This is a genomic window from Aeromicrobium sp. WCS2018Hpa-31, assembly GCF_031843905.1.
Taxonomy (GTDB): domain Bacteria; phylum Actinomycetota; class Actinomycetes; order Propionibacteriales; family Nocardioidaceae; genus Aeromicrobium.
Genome location: NZ_JAVTJF010000003.1, coordinates 237,371 through 252,953 on the forward strand (window position 1 = coordinate 237,371; position 15,583 = coordinate 252,953).

Annotated in this window: 15 protein-coding genes and 1 tRNA gene; 9 read left to right on the forward strand and 7 right to left on the reverse strand. The window is 72.3% G+C overall.

Annotated features, from left to right (window positions below):
* Positions 1–12 precede the first annotated feature (12 nt).
* Positions 13–810: a DUF4344 domain-containing metallopeptidase gene (locus tag RQG84_RS05075; RefSeq protein WP_311209132.1), complete on the forward strand. Its 798-nt coding sequence runs from the start codon at positions 13–15 to the stop codon at positions 808–810.
* Positions 811–822: 12 nt separating this feature from the next.
* On the opposite strand, the gene RQG84_RS05080 is transcribed toward RQG84_RS05075, so the two are convergent.
* Together RQG84_RS05080 and RQG84_RS05085 are read right to left on the reverse strand one after the other, a co-directional pair.
* Entirely contained in the window at positions 823–1,617 is a 795-nt protein-coding gene (locus tag RQG84_RS05080) for a maleylpyruvate isomerase family mycothiol-dependent enzyme (protein ID WP_311209133.1), read from the reverse strand.
* Positions 1,618–2,133: a hypothetical protein gene (locus tag RQG84_RS05085; protein ID WP_311209134.1), complete on the reverse strand. Its 516-nt coding sequence runs from the start codon at positions 2,131–2,133 to the stop codon at positions 1,618–1,620. It lies immediately after the preceding gene.
* A 117-nt stretch (positions 2,134–2,250) separates the two neighbouring features.
* Between RQG84_RS05085 and RQG84_RS05090 the strand changes: the two genes are divergently transcribed.
* A complete protein-coding gene (locus RQG84_RS05090) occupies positions 2,251–2,661 on the forward strand; it encodes a DoxX family protein (protein WP_311209135.1) in 411 nt (136 codons plus the stop codon).
* A gap of 99 nt (positions 2,662–2,760) precedes the next feature.
* Here the strand turns inward: RQG84_RS05090 and RQG84_RS05095 are convergent, their stop codons facing one another.
* A complete protein-coding gene (locus RQG84_RS05095) occupies positions 2,761–4,638 on the reverse strand; it encodes an acyl-CoA dehydrogenase (protein ID WP_311209136.1) in 1,878 nt (625 codons plus the stop codon).
* 194 nt (positions 4,639–4,832) lie between these two features.
* Positions 4,833–5,438: an HAD hydrolase-like protein gene (locus RQG84_RS05100; RefSeq protein ID WP_311209137.1), complete on the reverse strand. Its 606-nt coding sequence runs from the start codon at positions 5,436–5,438 to the stop codon at positions 4,833–4,835.
* 387 nt (positions 5,439–5,825) lie between these two features.
* Here RQG84_RS05100 and RQG84_RS05105 point away from each other — a divergent pair, with 387 nt between their 5' ends.
* Positions 5,826–6,740: a LysR family transcriptional regulator gene (locus RQG84_RS05105; RefSeq protein WP_055962690.1), complete on the forward strand. Its 915-nt coding sequence runs from the start codon at positions 5,826–5,828 to the stop codon at positions 6,738–6,740.
* 145 nt (positions 6,741–6,885) lie between these two features.
* On the opposite strand, the gene RQG84_RS05110 is transcribed toward RQG84_RS05105, so the two are convergent.
* Genes RQG84_RS05110 through RQG84_RS05120 form a run of 3 tightly spaced genes read right to left on the reverse strand, consistent with a single transcriptional unit; the run spans position 6,886 to position 8,841 of the window.
* The gene (locus RQG84_RS05110) at positions 6,886–7,638 is read right to left on the reverse strand and encodes an enoyl-CoA hydratase (protein ID WP_311209138.1); all 753 of its coding nucleotides are present in this window, start codon (positions 7,636–7,638) and stop codon (positions 6,886–6,888) included.
* A gap of 25 nt (positions 7,639–7,663) precedes the next feature.
* Entirely contained in the window at positions 7,664–8,353 is a 690-nt protein-coding gene (locus RQG84_RS05115; protein ID WP_311209139.1) for an SGNH/GDSL hydrolase family protein, read from the reverse strand.
* A gap of 59 nt (positions 8,354–8,412) precedes the next feature.
* Positions 8,413–8,841 (reverse strand): class I SAM-dependent methyltransferase, encoded by a 429-nt coding sequence (locus RQG84_RS05120; RefSeq protein ID WP_311209140.1) that lies wholly within the window; start codon positions 8,839–8,841, stop codon positions 8,413–8,415.
* A 49-nt stretch (positions 8,842–8,890) separates the two neighbouring features.
* Between RQG84_RS05120 and RQG84_RS05125 the strand changes: the two genes are divergently transcribed.
* From RQG84_RS05125 to RQG84_RS05150, 6 genes are all read left to right on the forward strand, one after another.
* Positions 8,891–8,964 (forward strand) — tRNA-Gly (locus tag RQG84_RS05125).
* A 218-nt stretch (positions 8,965–9,182) separates the two neighbouring features.
* Entirely contained in the window at positions 9,183–9,773 is a 591-nt protein-coding gene (locus RQG84_RS05130; protein ID WP_056573942.1) for a TetR/AcrR family transcriptional regulator, read from the forward strand.
* Between the two features lie 150 nt (positions 9,774–9,923).
* On the forward strand, positions 9,924–11,990 hold the full coding sequence (locus RQG84_RS05135) for an acetate--CoA ligase family protein (protein WP_311209141.1): 2,067 nt from the start codon (positions 9,924–9,926) through the stop codon (positions 11,988–11,990).
* A complete protein-coding gene (locus RQG84_RS05140) occupies positions 11,987–13,384 on the forward strand; it encodes an aldehyde dehydrogenase family protein (RefSeq protein WP_311209142.1) in 1,398 nt (465 codons plus the stop codon). Before RQG84_RS05135 ends, RQG84_RS05140 begins: the two co-directional genes overlap by 4 nt.
* 41 nt (positions 13,385–13,425) lie before the next feature.
* Positions 13,426–14,583, forward strand: a complete 1,158-nt coding sequence (locus tag RQG84_RS05145; RefSeq protein WP_311209143.1) for an acyl-CoA dehydrogenase family protein — start codon at positions 13,426–13,428, stop codon at positions 14,581–14,583.
* 19 nt (positions 14,584–14,602) lie between these two features.
* Positions 14,603–15,580, forward strand: coding sequence for a nitronate monooxygenase (locus RQG84_RS05150; RefSeq protein ID WP_311209144.1), 978 nt, complete (start codon positions 14,603–14,605; stop codon positions 15,578–15,580).
* Positions 15,581–15,583: the final 3 nt, after the last annotated feature.

The window sequence follows — 15,583 nt, forward strand, 5'->3', positions numbered from 1 at the left end:
TATGATCCGCTCGTGAGCAGGGTCCTCGTCGTCGTGTCCGTGGTCGTCGCAGCCGTCGCAGGGTTCGTCCTCGGGTCCTCCTCCGTCGAGGAGGTGTCGTCGGCCCCAGTGGGGGACGCGGGGGCCGGCGCGAGGGTCGTCGTCACCTATCCCGACGTGTCCAAGGCCTGGCGCGGCTGGCAGGACGACGTGCGCGAGAGCGGAGTGCTCGAGGAGGCCGCGGAGGACCTGCGGTCCGTCGTGGCCCTCCCGCGGGAGCTGACCGTCGAGGTGACGTCCTGCAAGGACGGCACCGGCTACCTCCGTGGCGAGGCACTCGTCGAGCTCTGCCTGCAGGACGTGAAGTCGAGCCGCGACGAGCTGGAGGACGCGGACGCCGACGACGTGGACGAGACGCTCCGGGGCATCTGGCGCGAGACGTTCTTCCACGAGGCCGGGCACGCCCTGATCGACCTGCTCGACCTGCCCTTCACGGGGCGCGAGGAGGACGTGGCCGACCAGTTCGCCGCCTGGCGGCTCGCCGAGTCCGGCGACGAGGCGTCGACCGACGCGCTCCTGTCATCGGCCTTCGAGTACGAGATCCTCGCGTCGGCCTACGAGGCCGACCCCGACGACGAGCACTCCTCCGACGCCGCGCGGGCGGTCAACTACCTCTGCTACCTGTACGGGTCCGACCCGGACACCTGGGAGGACCTGGTCGACGACGAGCCGCTCACCCAGGACCGGGCGGACCTCTGCGAGGACGAGTGGGACCGGCTGCGCCTGGGCTGGCGCGAGCTGCTCGACGACGTCGACGCGCTGCGCGGCTGACGCTGTCGGGCGTCAGAAGGTGACGGCCATCTGCTCCAGCACGCGGTGGGCGAGGTCGGTGTCGCCGGCGACCCCGACGTCCACCGCTCCCGGGCCGCGTCGGCCCGCCGCCAGGATGGCGAAGGCGTCCGACGACAGGGTCAGGGTGGCCGACGGCGACCCGGGGACGCCGGGGCGGGCTCGACCGTCGTCGCCGACCGTGGCACCCACCTGCATGGCGAGGGGGCCGGTGAGGTCCCACAGCACCGACGTGCCCGCGGTGGCACCGACCTTCTTGCCCAGCACGTACGGCATCGCGAAGGAGAAGGTGTGCGTGGTGACGACCGCGGCGGGCGAGTCGAGGTTGCCCGGCCGGCCCACGGCGCGGCGGACGTCCTGCTCGTGGCACCAGATGTCGACCGTGCGGTTGCGCAGCATCGTGTCCCACGTCCAGCCGACGCCGGCCGGCGTGTGGTCGGCGCGGGCCGAGGGGTCGGTCGGAGGCGCGTCGCCCAGGCTCCGGGCCCGCGCGTCGATGCCGGCACGGAGCTCGGTCAGCACCTGCTCGCGGGAGAGTCCGCGGCGTGCCTCGACGCCGGCCTCGGTGTAGGCCGACGCGAGACCGCCCGGCGAGGCGGTGGTCGGCGCCTCGTCGACCACGTGCCCGGCCGTCACCGCCTCGAGGTGCGCCAGGTGGGCCGCGACGTCGGCGACCGTCCAGCCCGGCAGGTCGGTGGGCGACGACCACTGCGCGTCGTCGAGGTCCTCGAGCAGGGCGAGGGTGTCGCGGGCGCTGGCGAGCCAGGCGTCGATGTAGGTCTGGAGCATTCAGTCCTCCTGGTGGCGCTTGCGTCGGGACCACCACGTGAGCACGGCGAGCACGACGCCCACCGCGGTGGCGATCCAGGTGAGGCCGGCGCCCAGGCGGGCCCGGTCGAGAACGCCCTCGGCGACGGCCACCCGGTAGGTGGCGGCGTCGGCGGCGCGGTCGCGCGGGGTGCACCGGACGGCCACCTCGTCACGGCCCTCGGGCTCGAACGCGATGAGGTACCAGGTGGAGCCGTCGCGCGCGACGGTCAGGTCGATCGGTGCCTTCTCGAGCTCGACCGGCTTCGCGCTCTTGCCCGGCGGGGTGGCCGTGCAGGTCACGTCGCGCTCGGGCTGGCGGACGTCGGTGAACACCGCGAGCGACCCGCCGCCGGCGTCGACGCGCTCGGTGACGGACTCCAGCGTCGCGTCGCGCACGTGGTCCCACGAGCCGGCCGCGACGATCGTGCCGACCATCCACCCGCCGAGGACCACGAAGAGCGCCGCGAGGTACCAGAGCGGGTTGGTCAGACGCACGCGCTCACTCTGGCACACCTCGGGCGAGGTGCCGGCGTGACCACGCGCGTCGGTGCTTGACCGCGACACGTCGAACGAGGACGATGGTTGAACATTCACCTTCTTTAGGAGTCCGCCATGGACGAGGTCTTCCTCATCTCCCGCATCCTGTTCGCCTACCTCGTCATCGGGTCCGGCGTCGGCCACCTGACGGCCACCGGCGCGATGGCCGGCTACGCCGAGTCGCGCGGTCTCTCCAACGCCAAGCTGCTCGTGCAGATCAGCGGCGTCGCGCTGCTCGCCGGCGGCCTGTCGGTGCTGCTCGGCATCTGGGGCGACATCGGTGCCCTCGGGCTGGCCGTGCTGCTCCTCGTGACCGCCGTGCTGATGCACGCGTTCTGGAAGGAGAGCGACGGCCAGGCCAAGCAGATGGAGATGGTCGCGTTCAACAAGAACGTCGCGCTCGCCGGCGGCGCGCTCGCGCTGTTCGTCCTGCTGTCGACGGACTTCGCGCCGTACACGATCACGGGTGCGCTCATCAACTGGTGAGACGGCATCTGGCCGCCCCTGGGCGGCGGACAGGACAGACGAAGCCCCCACCCGGACCGGGTGGGGGCTTCGTCGTGAGGCGGGTCGAGTCTCAGGCGCTCAGAACGCGGCCTCGTCGAGCTCCATGATGCTGGCGTCGACGTTCTCGGCCATCGCGCGCTCCGCCGTCAGGCGGGGCAGCACGGTGCGCGCGAAGAACGACGCCGCGGCGACCTTGCCCTCGTAGAAGGCCTTGTCGGAGCCGGTGACGCCCTCGTCGAGCCGGGCCAGCGCCACCTCGGCGCCGCGCAGCAGCAGCCACGAGACGACCAGGTCGCCCAGCACGTACACGAGGCGCGTCGTGTTCAGGCCGACCTTGTACAGGTTCTTGACGTCACCCTTCTCGTCGGCCGGGTTGCTGGCCATGAGGTCGGTGAACGCGGCACCCAGGATGGCCTGGGCGTCGTCGAGGGCCGTCGCGAGCAGCTCGCGCTCGACCTTGAGGCGACCGTTGCCGGCCTCGCTCTTCACGAACTCCCCGACCTGCTCGGCCAGGTAGCCGATCGCACGACCCTTGTCCTTCACGATCTTGCGGAAGAACAGGTCCTGGCCCTGGATCGCCGTGGTGCCCTCGTAGAGGGTGTCGATCTTGGCGTCGCGGACGTACTGCTCGATCGGGTAGTCCTGCAGGAAGCCCGAGCCGCCGAACGTCTGCAGCGACTCGGTGCCGAGCAGCACCCAGGAGCGCTCCGAGCCGTAGCCCTTGACGATCGGGAGCAGCAGGTCGTTGACCGACTCCTCGAGGGAGGCGTCCTCGCCGGACTCCTCCTTCTGCATGATCGCGTCCTGCCACGTGGTCGTGTAGAACACGAGCGAGCGCAGGCCCTCGGCGAACGCCTTCTGCGTCATGAGCGAGCGGCGCACGTCGGGGTGGTGGGTGATCGTCACGCGCGGGGCCGTCTTGTCGGAGGCCTGCGTGAGGTCGGCGCCCTGGACGCGCTCCTTGGCGTACTCGAGCGCGTTGAGGTAGCCGGACGACAGCGTGGCGATGGCCTTCGCGCCGACCATCATGCGGGCGTTCTCGATGACGCGGAACATCTGGCTGATGCCGTTGTGCACCTCGCCGAGCAGCCAGCCCTTCGCCGGCTCGCCGCCACCGGTGGACGGGTCGCCGAAGGTGACCTCGCACGTGGTGGAGACCTTGATGCCCATCTTCTTCTCGACGTTCGTGACGTAGACGCCGTTGCGCTCGCCGGTCAGGTCGCCGGTCTCGTGGTCGAAGTGGATCTTGGGCACGAGGAACAGGCTCAGACCCTTGGTGCCGGGGCCGCCGGCACCCTCGACGCCCTGGGGGCGCGCGAGCACGAGGTGCATGATGTTCTCGCTCATGTCGTGCTCGCCCGAGGTGATGAAGCGCTTGACGCCCTCGATGTTCCAGGAGCCGTCCTCGTTCGGGAAGGCCTTGGTGCGGCCGGCGCCGACGTCGGAGCCCGCGTCGGGCTCGGTGAGCACCATGGTGGCGCCCCACTGACGCTCGACCATGTGGCCGGCGATCTTCTTGTCCCGCTCCGTGCCGTTCTCGAACACGATCCGCGCGAAGGCGGGGCCGGCGGCGTACATCCAGATGGGCGGGTTGGCGCCCAGCACGAACTCGGCGGTGGCCCAGATGATGGAGGCGGGGGTGCGCTGGCCGCCGAGCTCCTCGGGGACCTGCAGGCGCCACCACTCGGCGTCCATCCAGGCCTGGTAGCTCTTGACGAACGCGGGGTTCATCGTCACCGTCATGGCGCTGGGGTCGTAGACCGGCGGGTTGCGGTCGGCGTCGTCGAAGGACGCGGCGAGGTCCTCGCGGGCGAGGCGGTCGACCTCGCCGAGGATGCTCTTGGCGGTGTCGAAGTCGATCTCCTCGAACACGCCGGCGCCGAGGACGTCCTGGCGGTCGAACAGCTCGAAGAGGTTGAACTCGACGTCACGCAGGTTGCTCTTGTAGTGGCTCATGACTGCCTGTTCCTGGGTCGGGGGCGCGTGCGGTGCACGCATTCAGGGGTCCGGTGCTCGAGGATTACTCGTGAGTGCTACCGGCTGGTAACTTAAGTATCCGCAGATCAGGGGCTCGACACAAGTCATTCGGCCCACCTCGCACGATGTTCTTGGACACGCCCCCGAGGGACGGACGTGCGCTGCGGTGCGGATCAGGCCGTGAGCGACGGCACCAGGTCCACGACGCCGTGCAGGTCGGGCACGACGTGGGTGGCGCCGGCGGCGCGCAGCTCGTCGGCGGTGCAGGGGCCGGTGGGCACGGCGATGCCGACGACGTCGGCCGAGCGGCAGGCGTCCATGTCGTGCACGTGGTCGCCGACGTACGCCGCGACGCCCCGCTCGCGGAAGACGTCGGCCTTGCCCTCGCGCCACACGTCGCCGACGACGTCGAGCTCGACGTCGAGGCGCTGCAGGTGCAGGCGGGCGTTGTGGGTGTTCTTGCCGGTGACGACGAACGCCTCGCCGCCGGCGTCGAGCACGGCCTGCACCGCCTCGCGCGCGCCGGGGAGCAGCTCGACGCGGGGGATCGCCAGCTCGGGGTAGAGGGCGCGGTAGCGGTCGGCGGCAGCCGGGACGTCCTCGGCCGCGAACCAGTTCGCCAGCTCGTGCTCGAGCGGCGGACCCAGGCGGGACGTCACGAGGTCGACGTCGATGGGGGTGCCGGTCTCGGCGGCCAGGGCCCGGTAGGTGGCGCCGATCCCTGGGCGGGAGTCGACGAGCGTCATGTCGAGGTCGAACCCGACGACGAGGCGGCTCACGCCGTGAAGACTACGCAGCCACCGTCCCGGGGGTGGACGGTGGCTGCGAGTGCTGCTGACCTGCAGGCCGCGGGGCCGGGGCGTCGGGACCCGGCCGCGGACGTCGTGCGGTCAGAAGTGGGTGGCGGGGTTGCCGGGCCGCGGGCGGCGGACCGGCACCACGTCAGAAGCGACGGATGGTCGGGATGCGGCCGTAGCCGTCGGTCGCGACGAGGTAGGCGGTCTTGGTGACACCGATGGTGACGACGATCGCGCCGAGCACGGAGAGAGCGAGCATGGTGGGGGCCTCCTCGGGAGGGTCGGGGGGTGGTTCTTCCCTCTCAGGATGACCCTGCTCATCGTCAAGGACAAGCGAAGAGAACTACACGTAACGTGTAGCATCTCTACATGGATGTGCGACGCCTCATGGTTCTCAGGGAATTGTCGGAGCGCGGCTCCGTCGGGGCCGTCGCCGACGCGATGAGGGTCACACCGTCGGCGGTCTCCCAGCAGCTGAAGGCGCTCGAGAAGGAGGCCGGCTACCCGCTCGTGGAGGCCGCCGGCCGCGGCGTCGCCCTGACGGAGGCGGGGCGGGCGCTGGCCCGAGCGGCCACCGACATCGCCGTGGCCATCGAGCGCGCCGAGGGGGACTGGCGCGCCTTCATGGAGCAGCCGGCGGGCCGCGTCACCCTCGTGACCTTCCCGACGGGTGGCGAGATGCTGCTGCCGGGTCTGCTGACCCGCATGGCCGAGCGGCCCGACGTCGAGCTGGTGTGCACCGACCTGGAGGACCCCGAGGCGGCCGGCGACCTGACCGCCGACCACGACGTGGTGCTGTCGGACGCGCCGACGACCTCGGCCACGTGGCACGAGCGCGGTCTGCAGGTGGTGCCGCTCATGAGCGAGCCGCTCGACGTCGCCCTGCCCGAGGACCACCCGCTCGCGCGGAAGGCGAGCCTGTCGCCCCGCGACGTGGTGGACGAGACGTGGATCGGGGTCCCGCCCGGCTACCCGTTCGACCGGGTGCTGGAGCAGGTGGTGGTCGCCACCGGCCAGCCGGTGCGGGTGGCGCAGAGGTTCGCCGACAACGGGGTGGTGGAGGCGATGGTCGCCGGCGGCCACGGCCTGGCGATCCTCCCGCGCTTCACCACCCGCGAGCACAGCAACGGCCTGGTCACCCGCCCGCTCATCGGCGTCCGCGCCCGCCGCGACATCTCCGCCGTGCTGCGTCCCGACCGCTTCGAGCGCCCCTCCGTCCGCCTCGTCGTCCAGGCCCTCCGCGAGGAGGCGCGGCTCGTCGCCGACGCCCACGGCGCCGCCTGATCGCAGATTCCCGGAGCCCCACCGGATCAGCGATTCCCATCACGTGATGGGAATCGCGAGCTCACCCCAGGAATCCCCCACTCACCATGGCGGGCCCGCCATGGTGAGTGGGGGAGAACCAGGGTGAGTGAGGCGTGGTGAGAGGTCAGTCCTTGGCGAAGCGCGCCGCGAAGCGCTCGAACTCCGGGCTCGAGAGCGACTCGGCCTGGAACTGCGCCTCGACCTCGAGCGACGCGACGAGGTCCGACGTCGACGCGACGCGCACCGACTCCTTCACGTGCGCCATGAGCGCGGGGTTGCGCTCGCACCAACCCAGCGCCAGCTCCCGGGCGCGGGACGGCGCGTCGTCCACGAGCTCCTGGGCGATGCCGAGCCGCAGCGCGTCGTCGGCCCCGATCACGTCGCCGGCGTAGAGCGCGGCGGCCGTGTTGGCCGAGCCGATGCGCTGGGTCAGCATCCAGGTGCAGCCGCCGCCGGGGTGCAGGCCGATCTGCGTGAAGGTCGGTCCGAACCCCGCCTTGGGGCCGGCCACGATCACGTCGCACGCGAGCGCGATGTTGAGGCCCGCGCCGACGGCCGGCCCGTGGACCGCGGCGATCGTCGGGATGGTGAGGTCACGGATCGGCAGGAACGAGGCGTAGACCTTCATCAGGTGGTCACGCAGCTCGTCGACGGGCCGGGTGCGGTCGCCGAACAGGTTGCCCACGTTGGCGCCCGAGCAGAACGCCCGGCCGGCGCCGGTCACCAGGAGGGCGCGGGCCTCCTCGTCGGCGGCCACGGTGGCCACCGCCTCACGCAGCTCGTCGAGCAGCGGCCAGTCGAGCGCGTTGAGCCGCTCCGGGTCGTTCAGCGTGATGGTCCGCAGCGGACCGTCGGACTCCAGCAGCACGTAGGACATGCGGCGACCGTACCGGCGGGACGCCTCAGAGAGCGTGCCGGATGACGTCGGCCATGCCGGCGTAGCCACGGTCGTTGGGGTGGAACCGGTCCTCGGCGAGGCGTCCGCGCCAGTCGCGCATGTGGGGGACCCGGAAGTCGGCGATCACGATCTCCCCGGCCCGTTCGTGGGCGTCGACGGCCCGGTTGAAGCGTGCGGCGGAGCGCTGCAGACCGGGCTGGGTCGCGACGACGGTTCCGTGCGGCACGGCGTCGAGCAGCGTCTCGATCGCCGAGGGCAGCAGCCTGCTCCACTTGGGGCTCATGAGGTCGTTGTTGCCGATGAGCAGGGTGACGAGGGCGATCTCGTGGCCCTGCGCGCGGACCTGGTCCAGCGCCGGGAGCTGCCGCTCGAGCACGTCGAGCACGCGTGCACCGTTGAACGCGAGGTTGAGCACGGCGGCGTCGCGGATCCTCCGGGGCGGGTCGGCCGCGATCTGGCCGACCCAGCCGCGGTCCGGAGCACTGGCGCCGATGCCCTGGGTCATGGAGTCGCCGAGCGCGACCCACAACGGCCGGCCCGAGCCGAGTGCGCGACGGTTGTTGTCCTCCCACCACCGCGCGTAGGGCTCCACCTGGCCCATGACGCTGCGCACGCCGGGGAGCACCAGCGCGAGCTTCGAGACCACCGGCCCGGGCGGCCGATCGCTCAGGTTGGAGTAGTCGAACGTCGTCACGATCACCAAGTGAAGCAACGGTCGGGTGATCGCGCAGGTCAGGTGAGCGGTCTCACGCGTCAGCCGCGGGGGTCGCGCAGGTCGGCGCCGTCGCCCACGAGGAGGAGTCCGCCAGGCACGAGGGCGGCCGTGACGCGGGCGAGGGCTCGCGGCGCGAGAGCGGGGTGACGGCCGTCGAGGGCGCCCACCCGCAGCGCGAACGCGAGGTCGTACGGCGCCTCGCCGGGTTCGAGCAGAAGGTCCTCGACGGCGACCTGCCGGACGTCGAGCCGACCGGCCGCGACCTCCGCGACAGCGTGACGTCGGCACTGGTCGACGGCGGTCGCGGAGCGGTCGGTGGCCAGGACGAAGCCGTCGGGTCCGAGGCGTCGGACGACCTCGCGGGCGGCCGCACCGGGACCGCACCCGATCTCGAGCACCCGCATCCCCGGCTCGACCCGGAGCGCGTCGACCGCGGCCAGGATGCGGGCTGACGGCGGGGCGGGCACGCTCCCATCGTCGCCGCTCGCCCGTCGGTTGGGTACCCTGACGTCACCGGCCGATGTAGCTCAATGGCAGAGCGCTTGCTTCCCAAGCAAGACACGCGGGTTCGATTCCCGTCATCGGCTCCACGCCGCGGAGCGGCCTCTCGCCGATGACGGGAATCGAGTCGGGCCCCCCTCCGCGCCGAAGGCGCCCCGCGAGGGATCCCGTCATCGGCTCCATCGCGCCGAACGGCCTCGACCGTCCGCTGACGCCGCCTCTGGCGGACCCGCGCGGTACTCCGCGCACTATCGTCGTCCCGACACGCACGGCGGCACCCGCCGCCGGTCCACCGAGGGGGACACCCATGGCACGGCCCAACGTCGAGGCGCTCCGCAAGAAGCAGATCCTCCGGTCGGCCCTGCAGCAGATCTCCGAGCGTGGCGTCGTGGGGCTGCGGGTCTCCGACGTGGCGAAGGGGGCTGGGGTCTCCGGCGGCATCGTGCACTACTACTTCGACACGAAGGTCGACCTCATCCGGGCCGCCTTCGAGGAGAACGCGGCCCAGTCGCTCGAGCGGCGGGCGGCGATCTTCGCCGACGAGGACGCCGACGTCCGCAGCACGCTGCACGCCCTGGTCGACACCTACCTGCCGGCGGACGACACCACCACCGAGTCGTGGCGGGTCTGGATCGAGTGGTGGGCCGCCGCACTGCGGGACGACGAGCTCGCCGAGGTGCACAACCGCGCCTACGAGGACTGGGCGGCGCGGGTGCAGTCGGTGTTCGGCCGCGTCGACGGCATCGACGCCGACACGGCCCGGTCCCACGCCACGGTCCTGGTGGCGCTGCTCGACGGACTCACCATCCAGGCACTCATGGGGTCGCCCACGATGACCGTCGACCACATGCGCGCGACCTGTCGGCGCACCGTCGACCTGCTGCTCGCCGCCGGCTGACGCGCCTGCGTCCTCCCGCCCGGCACGTGCTGGGCGGGCGGAAACTTCTGTCGAAAAGTTATTGACTGACGCGCCAGTCAACTATTAACGTGGCGCACGTCACGCGGCGCCGACCTCCTCGTCGAGCCGCAGCATCGCGAAGAAGCTGGAGTGCCTGTGCCCACCGTCCCGGAGTCGTCCGCCCGCTCCCTGTCGTCGTTCCGCGACCCGCGATCCGTCGCCGTCGTCGGGGCCTCCGACGACCAGGCGAAGTGGGGCTACTGGCTCGCTCGAGGCGCCCTCGAGGGGCGGGCACGGCGGGACGTGTGGCTGGTGAACCGGTCGTCCGACGTCGTCCAGGGCGAGCGGACGTTCCGCGACGTCGCCTCGCTCCCGGCCGCTCCCGAGCTGGTGGTCCTCTGCGTCCCGGCGGCGTCGCTGCCCACCGTCCTCGACGAGGCGCTCGCGGCAGGCTCGCGCGCCTTCCTGGCGATCACCGCCGGGGTGGCCGACGACGACAGGATCCGTTCGGCCCTGCAGGCGCACGGCGCCCGGATGGTCGGCCCCAACAGCCTGGGCCTCTTCGACGCCGGCAGCGACCTGCAGCTGGCCTGGGGCCACTTCACGGCCGGGTCGCTGGCGATCGTCTCGCAGAGCGGCCAGCTGGGCTCGGAGATCGCGAACCTCGCCGCCCGCGCCGGCATCGGGGTCTCCCGCTTCGTGTCCGTCGGCAACCAGCTCGACGTCACGGCCAGCGAGCTCCTCGGCGACCTCGCGACCCACGCCGAGACCCGCACGGTCGCCCTCTACCTCGAGAGCTTCGCGGGCGGGCAGGACCTCGTCGCGACGATGCGCCGCCTGCGATCCGCGGGCAAGCACGTCCTGGTCCTCGCAGCCGGTGCGAGCGAGGGCAGCCGACGGCTCGCCGCCAGCCACACCGGCTCCATGACGTCCGCCCTCGAGCTCGTCGACGCCGCGTGCCGCGCCGCGGGTGCCGTGCGCGTGCTGACCCCGACCGAGCTCGTGGACGCCGCGCGCCACCTGAGCGTGGCCCCGCTGCCACAGGGCCGGCGGGTCGCGGTCGTCAGCGACAGCGGGGGACAGGGCGGCGTGGCCGCCGACCGCTGCTTCTCGCTCTCCCTCGACACGCCGGTCCTCGGCGACGAGCTCCAGCAGACCCTGGCCGCGCTGCTCCCGGCGGGTGCCGCGGTGTCCAACCCCGTCGACCTGGCCGGCGCGGGCGAGGCGGACCTGCAGACGTATGCCGTGATCTGCGAGCAGCTGGCCCGGTCCGGGGAGGTCGACGCGATCGTGCTGTCGGGCTACCTCGGGTGCTACGGGCAGGACACCCCGAGCCTGGAGTCGGCCGAGGTCGACGTGGTCGACCGTCTCGGTCGCCTGGTCGACGGGTCCTCGGTCCCGCTCGTGGTGCACACCATGAGCGCCGGCTCGGTGGCCGTCGATCGCATGTGGGAGCACCACATCCCGACGTACGGAGCGGTTGATCCCGCCGTCAGGTCGCTGGCCTACGCGCACCGCCTGGCCGACGACGTCGGGCGCGAGCTCCCTCAGGTCGCGCCGCGTGCGCTGCACCCGGGCGGCGGGTACTGGGCGGCTCGCACCCTGCTCCGGGAGCTCGGCGTCGCCGTCCCCGACGCGGTGCGGGTCACCGACGTCGCCGGCGCGCGCGCCGCCGCCGAGACCCTGGTGGGTCCCTGTGCGCTGAAGGCCGGGTGGCTCGCCCACAAGTCCGAGCACGGCGGGGTCGTCCTCGGGCTGGGCGACGCCGACGCCCTGGCGGTGGCCTTCGAGCGGATGCACCGTCGGCTCGGCGACGGCGAGTACGTCGTGGAGCAGATGGACGGCGCCACGGACGTCGTGGAGATGATCGTCGGGGCCCGCCGAGACCGCGACTTCGGCCCGGTCGTCACCGTGGGGGCCGGCGGCACCGAGGCCGAGCTCTGGCGCGACGTCACGACCGAGCTCGCCCCGGTCGACCGCAGCACGGCCCTCCGTATGGTCGACGCGCTGCGGGTCCGGGCCCTCCTGGACGGCTGGCGGGGTCGCCCCGCCGCCTCCGTCGACGCCCTCGTCGACGTCGTCGTCGCCGTGTCGGAGGCCGTCGCGGCCGACCCGGACCTCCTCGAGCTCGAGGTGAACCCGCTGCGGGTCTCGCCCAAGGGTGCCGTCGCCGTCGACGCGCTCGTCACGCTCGAGCGACCCGGAGCGCACCGATGAGGCGCGACGACGTGCTCATCGGCGGGTCCTGGCGCCCGGTCTCGTCCACGACCGACGTGGTGAACCCCGCCGACGGCTCGGTCGTCGGCACGACGGCGCTCGCGACTCGCCACGACGTCGACGCCGCCGTCGCCGCGGCCGGTTCGGCGTTGCCGGCGTGGTCGGAGCTGGCGCCTGGCGAGCGCGCCGCCCACCTCGATCGCCTCGTCGAGGTGCTCGAGAGCGACGCCGAGAGACTCGTGGACCTGACCGTCGCCGAGGTCGGCGCACCGATCACGACGGCCCGACGGTGGCACGTCCACGCCGCGCTCGACGTGCTCCGCTCAGTGGCGGACCACGCCCGCCTCCTGGCTGACGAGCGCCGCGGGAGCGCGGTCCTGCTGCGACGAGCCACCGGCGTCGCGGCACTCGTGACGCCCTGGAACTATCCGCTGTTCCAGCTCGCGACGAAGCTCGGCCCGGCGCTGGCGGCCGGATGCACGGTGGTGCACAAGCCGTCCGAGCTGACCCCGCTCAGCGCCTACGCGGTGGCCGAGGCAGCGCTCGTCGCAGGGCTTCCCGCGGGTGTGCTCAACCTCGTGCCGGGTACCGGTGCGGACGTCGGCGCACCCCTCGTCGCCCACCCCGGCGTCGACGTCGTCTCGTTCACCGGTTCGACCGAGGTGGGACGGCAGGTCGCCGGAGCGGCCGTCGCGAACCTCGCGCGGGTCTCGCTCGAGCTCGGGGGGAAGTCGAGCAGCATCGTGACCGAAGACGTCGACCTGGAGCACGCGGTCCGGGCGACCGTGGAGTCCTGCATGCTCAACAGCGGTCAGACGTGCAGTGCGCTGACGCGGCTCCTGGTGCCGGCGGACCGGCTGGACGACGCCGTGCGCATCGCCGGCGCGCACGCCGACGCCATGGTGGTCGGCGACCCCACCGACCCTGGCACCGAGCTCGGGCCGCTCGTGAGCGCCGCCCAGCTCGAGCGGGTCGACGAGCTGGTCGCTGCGGCCGTCGCCCGCGGGGCGCACGTCGCCACACGGCGCACCGAGACCCCCGCCGTGGGGCACTACCGACGCCCGGTGGTGCTGAGCGGCCTCGCCCCGGACGACCCCGCGAGCTGCGAGGAGATCTTCGGCCCGGTCCTCGTCGTGCACGGCACCAGGGACGACGACGACGCCGTGACCCTCGCGAACGCCACGCGGTACGGCCTGTCCGGAGCCGTGTGGTGCGACGACGACGACCGTGCCTTCGCCATCGCCGCCCGGCTCCAGACCGGACAGGTGCTCGTCAACGACGCCGAGTTCTCCGTCGAGTCGCCGTTCGGCGGCTGGAAGCACTCGGGCTTCGGGCGCGAGCTGGGTCCCGAGGCCCTCCACGAGTTCACCGAGCTGACGACCGTCCAGCGCTAGCCACCCCCACCCACGACCCCACCACCACAAGGAGCTCCGAGATGCCTCAGCCCACCGTCGAGTACTGGCCGCTCACCCAGGACCAGCGCGACATCGTCGAGCTCGTCAGCAGGTTCGCCGCCGACGAGATCCGCCCCCGTGGCCGGGCGGTCGACGAGGCCGACACCGAGTCGCCGGTCGACGTGTTCGAGAAGGCGGCGAAGATCGGCATCACCGACTTCATGCTCCCGGAGAAGTTCGGTGGCGGCGGCTACACCGACGTGTTCACGCAGTGCCTCGTGCAGGAGGCACTGTGCTGGGGCGATCCCGGCATCGGCAACTTCGTGTGCTCCAACGGCTTCTTCGCCGACCCCCTGCTCGCGCTCGGCAGCGAGGACCAGAAGGAGCGGTGGCTCCGCCCCCTCACGGGCCCGACGCCGCTCTTCACCGCGCTCGCGACGACCGAGCCGGGCTCCGGCTCCGACGCCGCGTCGATCGTCACGCGCGCCGAGAAGGTCGACGGCGGCTATGCCATCACCGGCCAGAAGGCATGGATCTCCAACGCCGGCCTGGCCGACCAGTACGTCGTCTTCGCCAAGACCGACACGACCCTGCGCTCCCGCGGCGTCACGGCGTTCCTCATGGAGAAGGACACGCCCGGCATGACCTTCGGCGAGCCCATGAAGAAGATGGGCCAGCGGGCGATCGTCTGCCGCGAGGTCTTCCTCGACCACGCCTTCGTGCCCGAGGAGAACCGGCTCGGCGAGGAGGGACAGGGCTTCAGCGGCCTCATGGAGACCTTCGACGTCTCCCGTGTCGTCCTGGCGGCCGCGGCCACCGGTGCGGCCCGTGCCGCCTACGAGTACGCCCTCGCGTACGCCCGCGAGCGCACCCAGTTCGGCAAGCCGATCATCGAGCACCAGGCGGTCGCGTTCCGCCTCGCCGACATGGCCACGCGCATCGAGTCGGCCTGGCTGATGACCCTCCACGCCGCCCGGCGCCTCGACGCCGGCGAGAACGTGAACGGGCTGGCCGCGATGGCCAAGCTGCAGGCGTCCGAGACCGCGATGTTCGTGACCCACGCCGCCGTCCAGACGCTCGGGGGCTGGGGCTACTCCCGCGAGTACCCCGTGGAGCAGTGGATGCGCGACGTGAAGCTGGAGGAGATCGAGGAAGGCACCTCCGACATCATGCGCCTCGTCATCTCCCGCAACCTCTGACACCGGAACGAGGAACCCCATGATCCGCACCGACTTCACCGAGATGTTCGGGGTCGAGCACCCCCTCGTCTGCGGGGGCATGACCGGCCTCGGCGTCGCCGAGCTCATCGCCCCCGTGGCGGAGGCCGGCGCGCTGGGGTTCCTGACCGCGCTGACGCAGCCGACGCCGGAGGCGCTCGCCGCCGAGATCGCCCGGACGCGCGAGCTGACGGACGGGCCGTTCGGCGTGAACCTGACGATCCTGCCGACGCGGGAGCCCGTTCCGTACGACGAGTACCGCGCCGCGATCGTCGAGTCCGGCATCACCGTCGTCGAGACGGCGGGCTCGTCCCCGGAGCCGCACCTGCCCGACTTCCACGCCGCCGGCATCAAGGTCATCCACAAGGCGACGAGCGTGCGGCACGCGCTGTCGGCGCAGCGCAAGGGCGTCGACGCGATCAGCATCGACGGGTTCGAGTGCGCCGGGCACCCGGGTGAGGACGACGTCCCGGGGCTCGTGCTCATCCCCGCGGCGGCCAGGGCGCTCGACGTGCCCGTGATCGCCTCCGGTGGACTCGCCACGGGCGCCGGACTCGTCGCGGCCCTCGCGCTGGGCGCCTGCGCGGCGAACATGGGCACGCGGTTCATGGCCACCACCGAGGCGCCGATCCACGAGAACGTGAAGCGGCAGATCGTGGCGAACGACGAGCGCGACACGGTGCTCGTGTTCCGCGAGCTCCGCAACACCGCGCGGGTGGCGCGCAACGCGGTGTCCGAGGAGATCCGGGCCATCGGGTCGCGCCCGGGCGCCACGTTCGACGACGTGGCCGAGCTCGCGTCCGGTGTCCGGGGGCGTCGCGAGGTCCTCGGCGAGGGCGACCTCGACGGCGGCATGTGGTGGGCCGGGCAGTCCCAGGGCCTGGTCACCGAGGTGGCCTCCGTCCGCGAGGTCGTCGACACCATCGTGGCCGAGGCCACCGGGCTGCTCGGCACCTTGCCGGCCCTGCGGGTGGGATGAGGG

Coding starts and splice junctions, on each gene's coding strand:
- RQG84_RS05080 (WP_311209133.1), bottom strand. CDS start 1,617: ATGCTCCAGACCTACATCGACGCCTGGCTCGCCAGCGCCCGCGACACC.
- RQG84_RS05110 (WP_311209138.1), bottom strand. CDS start 7,638: ATGTCCTACGTGCTGCTGGAGTCCGACGGTCCGCTGCGGACCATCACG.
- RQG84_RS05145 (WP_311209143.1), top strand. CDS start 13,426: ATGCCTCAGCCCACCGTCGAGTACTGGCCGCTCACCCAGGACCAGCGC.
- RQG84_RS05095 (WP_311209136.1), bottom strand. CDS start 4,638: ATGAGCCACTACAAGAGCAACCTGCGTGACGTCGAGTTCAACCTCTTC.
- RQG84_RS05140 (WP_311209142.1), top strand. CDS start 11,987: ATGAGGCGCGACGACGTGCTCATCGGCGGGTCCTGGCGCCCGGTCTCG.
- RQG84_RS05130 (WP_056573942.1), top strand. CDS start 9,183: ATGGCACGGCCCAACGTCGAGGCGCTCCGCAAGAAGCAGATCCTCCGG.
- RQG84_RS05105 (WP_055962690.1), top strand. CDS start 5,826: ATGGATGTGCGACGCCTCATGGTTCTCAGGGAATTGTCGGAGCGCGGC.
- RQG84_RS05150 (WP_311209144.1), top strand. CDS start 14,603: ATGATCCGCACCGACTTCACCGAGATGTTCGGGGTCGAGCACCCCCTC.
- RQG84_RS05090 (WP_311209135.1), top strand. CDS start 2,251: ATGGACGAGGTCTTCCTCATCTCCCGCATCCTGTTCGCCTACCTCGTC.